The organism is Pseudomyxococcus flavus, from assembly GCF_050038885.1.
In the GTDB taxonomy this organism is placed as follows: domain Bacteria; phylum Myxococcota; class Myxococcia; order Myxococcales; family Myxococcaceae; genus Myxococcus; species Myxococcus flavus.
This window is the reverse complement of sequence record NZ_CP143624.1, coordinates 3513681-3525929: the sequence shown is the minus strand read 5'-3', so window position 1 is coordinate 3525929 and position 12249 is coordinate 3513681. Positions and strand designations below refer to the sequence as shown.

Below are 12249 nucleotides of genomic sequence, written 5' to 3'. Positions count from 1 at the left end.
CCTCTCACAGCCGCGCGACGCCGAACGTGTTGGGATGGACCTGCCGCCGCTTCGCCTCCCGGCACACCGACAGCGCGAACCCGAGCACCCGCCGCGTGTCACGCGGGTCGATGAGCCCGTCGTCGAACATCCGCGCGCTGCCGTTGAACGGGTGCGACTCCTTGTCGAACTGGTCGATGATGGGCTGGCAGAACGCCTTGATTTGCGCCTCGTCCACCGCCTGCCCCTGCCGGGCCAGCTTCTCCCCGAAGACGATGGACATCACCTTCGCCGCCTGCTCGCCGCCCATGACGGCCGTGCGCGCGTTGGGCCAGCCGAAGATGAAGCGCGGATGGAAGGGACGGCCGCACATGCCGTAGTTGCCCGCGCCGAACGAACCGCCAATCAGCACCGTGAGCTGCGGCACCGTCGCGTTGGCCACGGCCTGAATCATCTTCGCGCCGTGCTTCACGATGCCGCCCTGCTCCGGCTGCGTGCCCACCAGGTACCCCGTGGTGTTCTGGAGATAGAGGATGGGCGTGTCCTTCTGGCAGCAGAGCTGGATGAACTGCGCCGCCTTCGTGGCACCGTGGGGCGAGATGGGCCCGTTGTTGCCGATGATGCCCAGCGGATGACCGTAGAGGGTCGCCCAGCCGCAGACGGTGTGCGCGTCGTACGCGTCCTTGAAGCCGGTGAACTCCGAGCCGTCCACGATGCGCGCGATGACCTCGCGGCAGTCGTAGGGCTTGCGGTAGTCCACGGGAACGGCGCCGCAGAGCTCGTCCGGGGAGTAGAAAGGCTCGGCATAGGCGGGGCGCTCGGCGGGCGGGAGCTGCGCGTTCCACCCGAGCTTCGCCACGATTTCCCGCGCGATGCGGATGCCGTCGGCGTCGTCCTCCGCCAGGTAGTCCGCCGTGCCCGCCACCGTGGCGTGCATCTCCGCGCCGCCCAGTTCCTCGTCCGTGGCGATTTCCCCCGTGGCCGCCTTCAGCAGCGGCGGACCCGCGAGGAAGACCTTCGCCTTCTTCTTCACCATCACCACGTAGTCGGACAGGCCCGGCAGGTACGCGCCGCCCGCCGTGCTGGAGCCGTGCACCACCGTCACCTGGGGGATGCCCGCCGCCGACAGCTTCGCCTGGTTGTAGAAGGTCTCCCCGCCGGGGATGAAGATTTCCTGCTGGTACATCAGGTTGGCGCCGCCGCTCTCCACCAGCGACACCAGGGGCAGCTTGTTCTCCAGCGCCAGCGCCTGGGCGCGCAGCGCCTTCTGCACGCCCCACGGCGACGCGGTGCCACCCTTGATGGCCGAGTTGTTCACGAAGACGATGCACCGCACCCCGGACACGTAGCCGATGCCGACGATGCTGTTGCCGCCCGCCAGCGAGCCGTCGCTGTCATCGTGGTAGCCGTAGCCGCACAGCGTGGACAGCTCCAGGAACGGCGAGCCCCGGTCGAGCAACAACATCAGCCGCTCGCGAGGCAGCAGCTGCCCGCGCTTGTGGAACTTCTCGCGCGCCTGATTCTCGGTGTTACGGACCTTCGCCTCGATGTCGCGCAGCTCCGCGACCCGGGCCAGCATGTCCGCGCGGTTGGCCTTGAACGACTCGGAGCCAGGGTCGATTCGCGAGGTGATTCGTGGCATCGGTCTCACTCCTGCCCTTCGCGCAGCAGCGCCTCGGGAATGTCCATGTGCCGCGAGCGCAGCCACTCGCCCAGCGCCTTGCCCTGCGGGTCGAAGCGCGTGGACGAGGAGACGCCCTCCCCCAGCATCCCGTCGATGACGAAGTTCAGCCCCCGGAGGTTGGGGAAGACGTGGCGCTCGATGCGCAGCGGCGCCGCCTCGGGGAGCAGCTCCCGCAGCTTCGCCTCCGTGAGCGCATGCGCCAGCCACCGCCAGGCCTCGTCCGTGCGCGCCCAGACGCCGATGTTCGCGGTGCCGCCCTTGTCACCGCTCCGCGCGGCGACGATGCGCCCCAGCGGCGCGCGGCGCGTGGGGCCTTCCGGCGGTGGCGGCGGCAGCGGTGGCGGCTCCACCGTCTCCAGGTCATGCGACTCAGCCGGCGGCGCGATGACGGTGCGCGTCCCGTCCTCGAGGACGGCGACGTGCTCGACACGCCCCGCCTCGACATAGGCCGGCGTGTAGACGCCATACGGCGCGCCGTCCGATGGGGGCGCCGTCATCGTGAAGCCGGGGTAGCTGCCCAGCGCCAGCTCCACGGCCGCGCCGCTGAAGGCCCGGCCCACGACCTTCGGGTCCGGGTCCTTCGCCACCACGCGCAGGAAGGCGGCGGCCTGCTCCTCGGTGGCCGCGTCCTCGCGGTCCGTCCGCACCAGCGTCCAGTGGAGCTCCTTCGGCTTGCGCGTCAGCGCCGCCTCCAGCTGCTCGCGCGCCAGCCGTGCCTTCTCCTCGATGTCCAGCCCCACCAGGATGAACGTCGCCTCGTTCCGGTAGCCACCCAGGTGGTTGAGGCACACCTTCACGGTGGGCGGAGGCGGCTCGCCGCGCACGCCAGAGATGCGGACGCGGTCCTTGCCATCCGCAGCCAGAGCGATGGTGTCGAAGCGCGCCGTCGCGTCCGGGCCCGCGTACCTTGCCCCGGTGATTTCGTAGACGAGCTGCGCCAGCACCGTGTCCACTGTCACCGCGCCGCCCGTGCCCGCGTGCTTGGTGATGACGCTGCTGCCGTCCTCGTGAAGCTCCGCCAGCGGGAAGCCGGGACGCCGCGCGTCCAGCTCCGTGAAGAAGGCGTAGTTGCCGCCCGTGGCCTGCGTGCCGCACTCCAGCACGTGGCCGGCGACCATGGCCCCCGCGAGCTTGTCCCAATCATCCACCTTCCAGCCGAAGTGCGCCGCCGCCGGTCCCACCACCAGGGAGGCATCCGTCACCCGACCGGTGACGACGATGTCCGCCCCGGCGCGCAGGCACGCCGCGATGCCCCACCCGCCCAGGTACGCGTTCGCGGTGAGTGGCGAGCCCAGGCCCAAGGCGTCCGCCTGGGCGGAGAGGTCATCGCCCTCCACGTGCGCCACCTTCACCTTCACACCCAGCTTCGCGGCGACCTCGCGCAGCGCGGCGGCCAGGCCCGCGGGATTCAATCCGCCCGCGTTGGCGACGACCTTGACCTTCTTCTCCACCACCAGGGCCAGACACTGCTCCATCTGCCGGAGGAAGGTCTTGGCGTAGCCGGTGGCGGGGTCCTTCATCCGGTCCCGGCCCAGAATCAGCATCGTCAGCTCGGCCAGGTAGTCGCCAGTCAGGACGTCGAGCTGGCCGCCCTCGAGCATCTCCCGGACCGCCGAGAAGCGGTCTCCATAGAAGCCCGAGGCATTGCCGACACGCAGGGGGGACGCAGGCATGAGCTCTCCATCCGGCAGCAAGGAGGACGCGTGAGTCTGGGCAGGCGTCTCTAAAAAAGCAAGCGTGCTTGCTTTTTTAACCCTTGACTCGCATCCTGGCCGGGTGAGTGAGGCATCCGGCACCACGGGCAGGCAGGAGCAGGAGCGCAGCCGCGTCACGCGCCAGCGGCTGATGGAGGCGGCCATTGGCGCGCTCTCCGAGCTGGGCTGGGCGGGCGCGACCATGACGGTCATCGCCGAGCGCGCGGGTGTGTCCCGAGGTGCCTGTCAGCACCACTTCCCCACCCGGGCCGACCTGGTGGCGGCCGCCGTGGAGTACGTGGGGCATCAGCAGGTGGAGGCGGTCATCCGCAAGGCCGCCCAGCTTCCGGCCGACGCGCGGCGCACGGAGACCATCCTCCACATGCTCGCCGGCATCTATCTCAGCCCTGTCTTCACCGCGGCGGTGCAGCTCTGGGTGGCCGCCGTGGCGGACGCGGAGCTGCGCGCGCAGCTGGCCCCGTTGGAGGCGCGCGTGGGCCGCGAGTTCCACCGGCTGACGGTGCAGCTGCTCGGCGTGGATGACAGCGACGCGGAGGTGCGCGAGCTGGTTCAGGCCACGCTGGACCTCATCCGCGGGCTCGCGCTGGCGAACCTGCTTCGCGACGACAGCGCGCGCAGGAAGAAGGTCCTGCACCGCTGGTCCCTCACGCTGGAGAAGGCCCTGAGCGCCCGGCGCTCGCAGCGGGCCTGAGGACCGAAGGCTTCACACGAACGACCGCCACATCAGGAGCTGACATGGGCTACCGCTCTCTCTTCGCACCGGGCTGTTTCAGCAATCGCACCATCGTCGTCACCGGCGGCGGCAGTGGCATTGGCCGCTGCACCGCGCACGAGCTGGCCGCGCTGGGCGCCAACGTCGTCCTGGTGGGCCGCAAGCCCGAGAAGCTGGAGGCCGTCGCGCGGGAAATCCAGGAGGACGGCGGCAAGGTGTCCTTCGAGGTGCTCGACATCCGCGACGAGGAAGGCGTGAAGGCCACCGTGGCGCGCATCGTCGCCGCGCACGGCCCCATCCATGGCCTGGTCAACAACGCGGGCGGGCAGTTCCCCTCGCCGCTGTCTGCCATCTCCAAGAAGGGCTTCGACGCCGTGGTGTCCACCAACCTCACCGGCGGCTTCCTGATGGCGCGGGAAGTCTATCTCCAGTCCATGAGCAGCCATGGCGGCGCCATCGTCAACATGCTCGCGGATTCGTGGGGCGGCATGCCGGGCATGGGGCACTCCGGCGCGGCGCGCATGGGCATGCTCAACCTGACGCAGACGGCGGCGGTGGAGTGGGCCGCGTCGGGCGTGCGCGTGAATGCCGTGGCGCCCGGCTGGGTGGCCTCCAGCGGCATGGACAGCTACAAGGACGAGGGCGTGAAGGCGATGATTCCCCTCCTCAAGAAGGAGGTGCCGCTGCAGCGGCTCGCCACCGAGTCCGAGGTGAGCGCCGCCATCGTCTTCCTGCTCACCGACGCCGCGGCCTTCATCACCGGCGAGGTCATCAAGATTGACGGCGGTGCGTCGTGCAACACCAAGATTTTCCCCTTGGAGGAGACCACCGCGTCCAAGCCCTACGAGGGCTTCCACCGCGCGACGGCGCCGCGCATCCTCAGTGGTGAGTCGAAGGAGTAGGCGGCAAACGACACCCCGCTTCCGCCAGCGCTGCGCGGAAGCGGGGCACGGCCCTCTCAGAGGCCGTCCGGGTAGCAGAAGCCGTAGGTGCGGTCGAAGCCACCACCCGAGAGCGGGTAGGACACGAAGCCCAGCTCCTCACCGGGGCCGCACTCCGAGCGGGCGCGGGCGTAGCGGTAGCAGTAGGCCGGTCCGGAGCCCGTCACGTTCGCGCAGACGCCACGCGCGCCTTCCGTGCCGCAGAACTCGGCGAACGGCAGGGTGCATTCCTCACCGATGAGCGCGGTGTCGAACTCGAAACCCGACGACTGCAGGATGGCCTGCTCCTGGCACAGGCCCTGGACGCCGCACACGGTGCCCGTGGGGCAGCCGGGGTCGGCGGCCATGTAGTCGCACGTGGCCATGCACTTGCGTGGCGAGCCCCACGCCGAGGTACAGGCGTAGCCCTCCGCGCAGTCCGTGGTCGCGAGCTCGCCCTCGCTGGCGGGCGCCGTGTACGTGCAGGCCTCGCCGTGCGTCTTGGTGCCGAGCGACTGCTCCAGCGTGCCGTCGTCCGCGGCGCGGTTGGTGGCCACGCAGGTGTGGCCGGGGATGTTCGCCGTCGGCGAGCCCTCGCGCGGGTCACACCCACCGGGGCGGATGGTGTCCCACAGCGCCATGCGGATCCACCGGCACTCGCCGCCCGTCACAGGCGCGGTGCCCGTGTAGGGCGCCCCCTGTGGAGGCGCGGCCACGGACTCGCGCAGGGTGACGTCGGTCAGCACACCGAACGACTGCTGAGGCGACAGCTTGGCCAGGAGCACGAGCCAGCCCGACTCCGCCACGAAGGTCTTCTGCGTCGAGCTGCCGGAGTCCTGCACGCCCCAGACGCACTGCTCGCACGAGAAGAGGTTGGTGCCTCCGGCGGACAGGTCGTGGATGCCCACCTGCGTGTTCACGTCCAGGCGGATGCGGGCGACGTCCGCGACCGCCGGGTCCCCCTGGTCGGAGAAGGTGCCGACGTACGTCGGCTGCCGCTCGTACTGCACCGGCGTCCGCTCGATGCCGTTCGTCAGCTCGCCCATCGTGATTTCGGTACATCCGGCGGGCGGCGTGAGCAGGGACGCCTTCGCCTCCAGCTCGCTCAGCGTCTCCTGCTCGGCGGCAGGCGGCGGGTCAGCCGGCGTCTCGGGGACACCACAGCCCACCACCGCGGTCAGCAACGCCACACTCCAGCGCCACTTGCCTGCAAATGCAACTCCAGAACGTCGATTCGTCATGAGGTCTATTCCAGTTGTCCCGGCCGACTCGGATTGCCTCGATGGATTCGAGGCAAAGCGAGTATTAACTGGATGGTCTGACATCGAACAGCCGGCCGCTTCAGCCTCTGACACGTTCTTTCGTGGTGATGCCTATTGGCTTTCGCGCCGGGGCAGGTGGGCCTCACCCGGCCCGATGGAGCAACGCCTCAGGCAAGCCGAACGACGCGGCACTTCTGGCACAGGGGATATTCGGCGAGGAATCCACTGATTCTGGCCAGCATCTCTTCGTAACTGCGGCCGTACATGTAGAGCGCCGTTTCCGTGGGGCCCTGCCAGTGGCTGTGAATCATGCCCTCCTCGCCCAGCAGGCGCTCGCACTCGTCGTAGACGTGATTGCTGTCGCACGAGGCATAGACCTCCGCGGGCAGGTCCGTGCCGTTCAGGTACAGTCCCAACCCTTCATCTGAGCCAAACGGGAACGAGCCCTCATCGTCGGGCAGGATGACCTCGGAGCCCTTCGGCGCCAGCATCTTCAGCACGACATCCGCAACCTTCTCCGCCTGCTCACGCGAGTAGTCATCCAGTTCGACCTCAATGTCGCAACGCTCGACCTCCCCATCGGGCGTCAGCAGCGTTCCTCCGCCAGTGACGCGTGCGCCCAGTCCCAGCGTTTCGGCAACCTCGCCGAAGGCATCCTCCAACTCGGCACGGTCCATGGGTTGGAGTCGCGCATTCAAGGAGAGCACGATGAGACCCGGCTTCTTCTTCTTGAAGAATCGAATCATCACTTCAGTCCTATCTCGTTGGAACAGCTCGACCCGGGCCCCTGCATCCACATCCACCTGCCGGGGCTATGGCCGGAAGCGCACGATGCGCACGTCGAGGGCACCGGCTTCCGCGTCCAGGACCTGGCGCATCAGTTCGAGGGCACGCGCTTCGTCGAAGCCGCCGGAGCCCGCGCCAATGACGGGGAAGGCCACGGAGTGCAATCCGTGCTCGCGCGCCTTGGACAAGGCATTGCGGACGGAGTCCTGGATGGAGCGCTCCGAGGCCCGCCAGAGCATGTTGATGCCCGCCACATGGATGATGGCTTTGAACGACAACCGCCCGGCGGAGGTCACCACGGCCGAGCCCAGCGGCATGGGCCCGGCCTTCGCGACCTCACGGAAGGGTGCCACCCCGCCCTGGCGCTTGATGGCCCCGGACACCCCCTGCGGCAGCAGCAGCCACCAGGGGATGATGTTCCGGTTCCAGGCGTTGACGATGGCTTCCACGGGCTGGTCGAGCAGGTCGCCTTCGACGACGGAGACGGGCATGGCGCGAACTCTAGCGCCAGCCCGCCTCGGAGGAGCGTACTGAAGCGCTCAGTCGCACGTGTGCGTGTGCGTGTGCGCCGTGGCCTTGGGGCTCCAGCCTTCGTTCCCGTCCTTCTCGAAGAAGAACTTCGCGCGCTTGCGCTGGCGCGTCCCCACCTCGTTGAGCGTGGCCGCGTCGTACAGGCGTCCGTTCACCATGGTGTAGCGCACCGAGCGGCTGTGCTTCAGGTCCTGCAAGGGATTGCCATCCAGCACGATGAGGTCCGCCAGCTTGCCCTCCTCCAGCGAGCCAATCTCCCCGTCCAGCCCCAGGTAGCGCGCCCCGCTCAGCGTCGCCGAGCGCAGCGCCTGCAACGGCTTCATGCCTCCCTGGCCGAACATCCAGACCTCCCAGTGCGCCGCCAGGCCCTCGCGCTGGCCATGCGCGCCGAGCTGCACGCTCACCCCCGCGTCACTCAGCTCGCGTGCCACCGTGGCGGCGGCGAAGTGGCCGAACTCGTCCTCCGGCACGTGCATGGGCCGGCGGCTGCGCGCGTCCACCACCCGGCGCGGGACGAAGGACAACAGCCGCTCGTCCTCCCACACGTTCGTCTTCTGGTACCAGTAGTTCTCACCCCAGACGCCGCCGTAGGCCACGCCCAGCGTCGGCGTGTAGCCCGTGCCGCTCTTGCCCCACAGCTGCTTCACGTCCGCGTAGATGCGCGCCACCGGAATCGCGTGCTCCACGCCCGTGTGCCCGTCCACCACCATGGTCAGGTTGTGCTGGAGCAGCGAGCCCCCTTCCGGCACCACGAGCATGTCCAGCTCGCGCGCCGCCTGGAGCACCTTCTGCCGCTGGTCCCGGCGCGGCTGGTTGTAGCTCTTCACGCTGAAGGCCCCCATGGCCTTCATCCGCCGCAGGTGCGAGCGGGCGTCGTCCACCGTCTCGATGGGCGCGCGGTAGCCCGCGCCGGACGCGCCGTAGAGGATGGTGCCCGTGGAGAAGATGCGCGGCGCCACCACGCCACCCGCCCGCGCCAGCTCGCTGGCGGCGAACACCTCTTCCGAGGAGTTCGACGGGTCGTGCAGCGTCGTCACGCCGAAGGCCAGGGACGCCGCATGTACCCAGCTCTGCTCGGGCATCAGCCCGTCCATGCCCATGGCCCCGTGCCAGTGCACGTCGATGAGGCCGGGCATCAGCGTCTTGCCCTTCACGTCCACCACCTTCGCCCCGGACGGCACCTGGACCTTGCCCACCGGCCCCACCGCGACGATGCGGTTGCCCTTCACCACCACCACGCCCTGCTCGAGGACCTCGTCACCCTTCATGGTGATGACGCGGCCTCCCACCAGCGCCAGCGTGCCCTCCGGCACGTCCGCCTTCACCGGGAAGGAGATGTCCACGCCCTTCTCCGGCGCCTCCGGCAGCTTCTCCGGCGCGCCGTCGATGAACGCGAAGCTGTCCTTCAGCGCGCGCGTGTAGAGCTCGGGCCCCAGCGCCCAGTGCAGGCGCTGGCTGTCTCCGGACCAGTGCAGGTACTCGCCCGCGTCGCGGCTCACCTTCGCCAGCGGCAGCGCCTTCGCGCTCGGCCCCACCGTGGCCGACTTCGCGCCCAGCACGAACGGGACGATGTAGGCATTGAAGTTCTCGCGGAACGCCACCCACTGCTCGTTCGGCGAGACGCGCATCTCGGTGGCCTCGGCGCTCGTCAGGTGCGTGCGCTCCTCGCCCCCGTCCAGCCCGATGCTCTTCAGCGAGCGGACGTCCTCCTTCTCCTTGTGCTCCACGTGCAGGAAGTACACGCGGTCCGGGCGCGCGCCGAAGTGCGGCTGCTCACCGTCACGCGCCAGGCGCCGCGGGGTCCCGCCGCTCGCGGGCATGGCGAACAGGCCCGTGTTCCGGCTCCACAGGCCGGGCATCAGGTAGCCATCCCCCGACGCGCGATACACCAGCGTCTTGCCGTCGGGGCTGAGCGCGGGCTCCACGTAGTAGCCCGGGTTCTTCGTCAGCACCTTGCCCTCGCCCCCCGTGGCGGACACCACGCGGATGCTGCCCATCTTCTCGTCGTCCCACGTCGTGTAGACGATGGAGCGCCCGTCCCGGGAGAACGACGGGTAGAACTCGAAGTGGTCGTTCTGCTTCGTCAGGCGCCGGGGCGTGCCCGCCGGGAGCTCCTTCACGTACAGCTTGCCCAGCGACTGGTACACCACGCGGTCCCCCTTCGGGGACACCTGTACCCAGCGCAGCATCTTCGTGTTGAAGCGCTCGGGGGCCACCGCCTGCGGACTGCGCACGGCCTCGAAAATCGTGCGCGTGCCCCTCACGCGGAAGGGAATGGGCGTCACCTTCTTCGTGGCCACGTCGACACGCTGAAGCTTGCCGCCCGCCCAGAACACAATCGACTTGTTGTCCGGCGTCCACGCCATGGTCGGGTACACGCCGTGGATGGCCCACGTCTCCTGCATGTCCCGGTCGAGCCCGTCGTACAGCGGGCGCTCCGCGCCGGACGCCACGTCGGTGACGTAGAGCACGCTCTTGCCGCGCACGCGGCGGACGAACGCCAGCTGCTTGCCGTCACGCGACGGCGTGGGGCGGATGGAGCCGCCCGGCCCGGTGACGAAGGGGTCGATTTCCTTCGTCTCCAAGTCCAGACGCTGGATGACGTAAATCTGGCCGTTGGGGTCCTTGTTGTATTCGAACGTCTTCCCCGGCGTGACGTCCTGGCTGAAGTAGACGTAGCGCCCTTCGGGGGAGAAGGCGGGCTCGCCCAGATCTTTCTGGTCGTTGGTGCGCTCGGTGAGCTGCACGCCCTCGCCGCCGGAGCGGTGGTACATCCACACCTCGCCCGCGCCCAGCGAGCGCCGCGCGGTGAAGTGCTTGCGCGCCACGATGAACTGGCCGTCCGGGCTCCACGCGGGGCTGTTGAGCAGGCGGAACTTCTCCTCCGTCACCGCGCGCGCGTTCGAGCCGTCGCGGTTCATCACCCAGATGTTGTCGCCGCCTCCCCGGTCGCTGGTGAAGACGATGTGCTTCCCGTCCGGGCTGAAGCGCGGCTGCATGTCCCACGCGACGCCGGACGTCAGCGCCTTCGCCTCGCCGCCGCCCATGGGCAGCACGTAGAGGTCCCCCAGCAGGTCGAAGACGATTTCGTCTCCGCGCGGGCTGACGTCCACGTTCATCCACGTGCCCTCGGTGACGTCGATGCTCACCTGCCGCGAGGGGAAGCCCGGTGCGTCCACCTTCCAGGTGTCCGCGCCGTCCTTCTCCGCCTTCTGCGCGGCCTCACCGGAAGGCGGGCGGGGGGTGTCCACCTCGGCGGCGCGGGCCGCGTCGCGCGCGGCGTCCTTCGTGTCGGGAGCCGGCCGCGGCGGGTCCTGCCGGACCGCGGGAGGATTCGCCGGAGCCTGCTGCGTGGCCAGCGACGCGGCGGGCATCAGCAGCGCGGCGAGGAGGGAGGAGGTCAGTCGTTTCACCAGAAGTCCTCGTGAGGAAAAACAGTGTGTCGGGTGGCGGAGACTATCCGGCCCCGGGGGGCCGATGGGTGCCGGCCATGAACAGGCGGACAGGCGAGCCTCTTCCGGGCCGTGTAAGCTCGCGCCCGTCGAGCACCATCGACTCCCAGGGGGGAGCCTCCATGCAGACGCGTAACGTTTCCTCGTCCGGGCCGGGCGCGAAGAAGCTCGCCGTCCTCATCATCCACGGCATCGAGGTGGATGACCCGGGCCTCTTCGAAACCGCCGTGCGCCTGTTGCGCAAGCATTTCGCGGAACACGGGGGCGCCAGTCCGGACGCGCTCGCCGTCGAGACGGTGAACTGGGCCTCCGTGCTGGAAGGCGCCGAGAAGGACCTGCTGGCCCGCTACGGGCCCGCGGACACGGACGCGTACTGGAAGTCGCTCTACGACAACGTGCGCACGGTGAACCAGGGCCACGAGTCCGCGCTCGTGCCGCTGATGCTCCGCCTGATGCGGCCGTCCCTGCGCGGCATGGACCTGCACTACCCCGGCCTGCGCTGGATGCTGGTGCACTTCGTGGGCGACATCATCGCGTACCAGACGAACCCCGCCGACCCGGACGTCTACACGAGCATCCACCGCAAGGTCGCCGAGGCCCTCGGCCGCCTGCGCGCCCAGGCCGGAGACGACGCTCCGCTCTGCGTCATCGCGCACAGCCTGGGCAGCGTCATCGCCAGCAACTACTTCTATGACTTGCAGGTCCAGCGGTTCGCCGGGCGGGACATCATCGAGGAGACGGTGCGCGCGGCCCAGGGCAGCTCGCCCCTGGAGCGCGGCGAGACGCTCAGCCACTTCTACACGCTGGGCAGCCCCATGGCCCTGTGGAGCCTGCGCTACCCGCGCGCCGAGCTCGACCAGCCCGTGTGTGTCCCCGCGCCGGAGCTGACGCGCCACCACCCGCGGCTCGTCGGGCGGTGGATCAACTTCTACGATGACGACGACGTCTTCGCCTGGCCGCTCCAGCCCCTCAGCGAGGCCTACCGCGCCGCGGTGGAGGACCGCGCCGTGCGCGTGGCGGGCCCGCTCTTCTCGTGGACGCCCCTGGTCCACCCCTTCTACTGGTCGGATGACGGGGTGATGCGGGACATCGGCGCGTCGCTCGCGGGTGCGTGGAAGCAGCTCTCCAGCGCGCCGCCCGTCGCCGCCTGAAGTGGGCGCGGCCCGGCGTGGACGGAGGGGGAAGCCGCCCGACACGCCGGGTGCGGG

At 69.5% G+C, this 12249-nt stretch carries 9 protein-coding genes; 3 read left to right on the top strand and 6 right to left on the bottom strand.

What is annotated here, in order from left to right:
* Positions 1-4: 4 nt before the first annotated feature.
* Complete coding sequence (locus VZL07_RS14815) at positions 5-1621, bottom strand: acyl-CoA carboxylase subunit beta (RefSeq protein ID WP_426756180.1); 1617 nt, start codon at positions 1619-1621, stop codon at positions 5-7.
* A 5-nt stretch (positions 1622-1626) separates the two neighbouring features.
* Positions 1627-3336 carry an acyclic terpene utilization AtuA family protein gene (locus tag VZL07_RS14810; RefSeq protein WP_426756179.1) on the bottom strand — a complete coding sequence of 570 codons (1710 nt, stop codon included), beginning with the start codon at positions 3334-3336 and terminating at the stop codon, positions 1627-1629.
* A 64-nt stretch (positions 3337-3400) separates the two neighbouring features.
* Between VZL07_RS14810 and VZL07_RS14805 the strand changes: the two genes are divergently transcribed.
* Both VZL07_RS14805 and VZL07_RS14800 read left to right on the top strand, forming a co-directional pair.
* Positions 3401-4069, top strand: coding sequence for a TetR/AcrR family transcriptional regulator (locus VZL07_RS14805; protein ID WP_426756178.1), 669 nt, complete (start codon positions 3401-3403; stop codon positions 4067-4069).
* Between the two features lie 44 nt (positions 4070-4113).
* The gene (locus tag VZL07_RS14800; protein WP_426756177.1) at positions 4114-4992 is read left to right on the top strand and encodes an SDR family oxidoreductase; all 879 of its coding nucleotides are present in this window, start codon (positions 4114-4116) and stop codon (positions 4990-4992) included.
* Positions 4993-5048: 56 nt separating this feature from the next.
* Here VZL07_RS14800 and VZL07_RS14795 read toward each other — a convergent pair whose 3' ends face one another.
* The 4 genes from VZL07_RS14795 to VZL07_RS14780 all read right to left on the bottom strand — a co-directional run bounded on the left by VZL07_RS14795 (position 5049) and on the right by VZL07_RS14780 (position 11002).
* Complete coding sequence (locus tag VZL07_RS14795; RefSeq protein ID WP_426756176.1) at positions 5049-6251, bottom strand: hypothetical protein; 1203 nt, start codon at positions 6249-6251, stop codon at positions 5049-5051.
* A 188-nt stretch (positions 6252-6439) separates the two neighbouring features.
* On the bottom strand, positions 6440-7018 hold the full coding sequence (locus tag VZL07_RS14790; RefSeq protein WP_426756175.1) for a hypothetical protein: 579 nt from the start codon (positions 7016-7018) through the stop codon (positions 6440-6442).
* A gap of 66 nt (positions 7019-7084) precedes the next feature.
* Complete coding sequence (locus tag VZL07_RS14785; RefSeq protein WP_426756174.1) at positions 7085-7549, bottom strand: macro domain-containing protein; 465 nt, start codon at positions 7547-7549, stop codon at positions 7085-7087.
* A 48-nt stretch (positions 7550-7597) separates the two neighbouring features.
* On the bottom strand, positions 7598-11002 hold the full coding sequence (locus tag VZL07_RS14780) for an amidohydrolase family protein (protein ID WP_426756173.1): 3405 nt from the start codon (positions 11000-11002) through the stop codon (positions 7598-7600).
* A gap of 161 nt (positions 11003-11163) precedes the next feature.
* Here VZL07_RS14780 and VZL07_RS14775 point away from each other — a divergent pair, with 161 nt between their 5' ends.
* Positions 11164-12192: a hypothetical protein gene (locus VZL07_RS14775; protein ID WP_426756172.1), complete on the top strand. Its 1029-nt coding sequence runs from the start codon at positions 11164-11166 to the stop codon at positions 12190-12192.
* Positions 12193-12249: the final 57 nt, after the last annotated feature.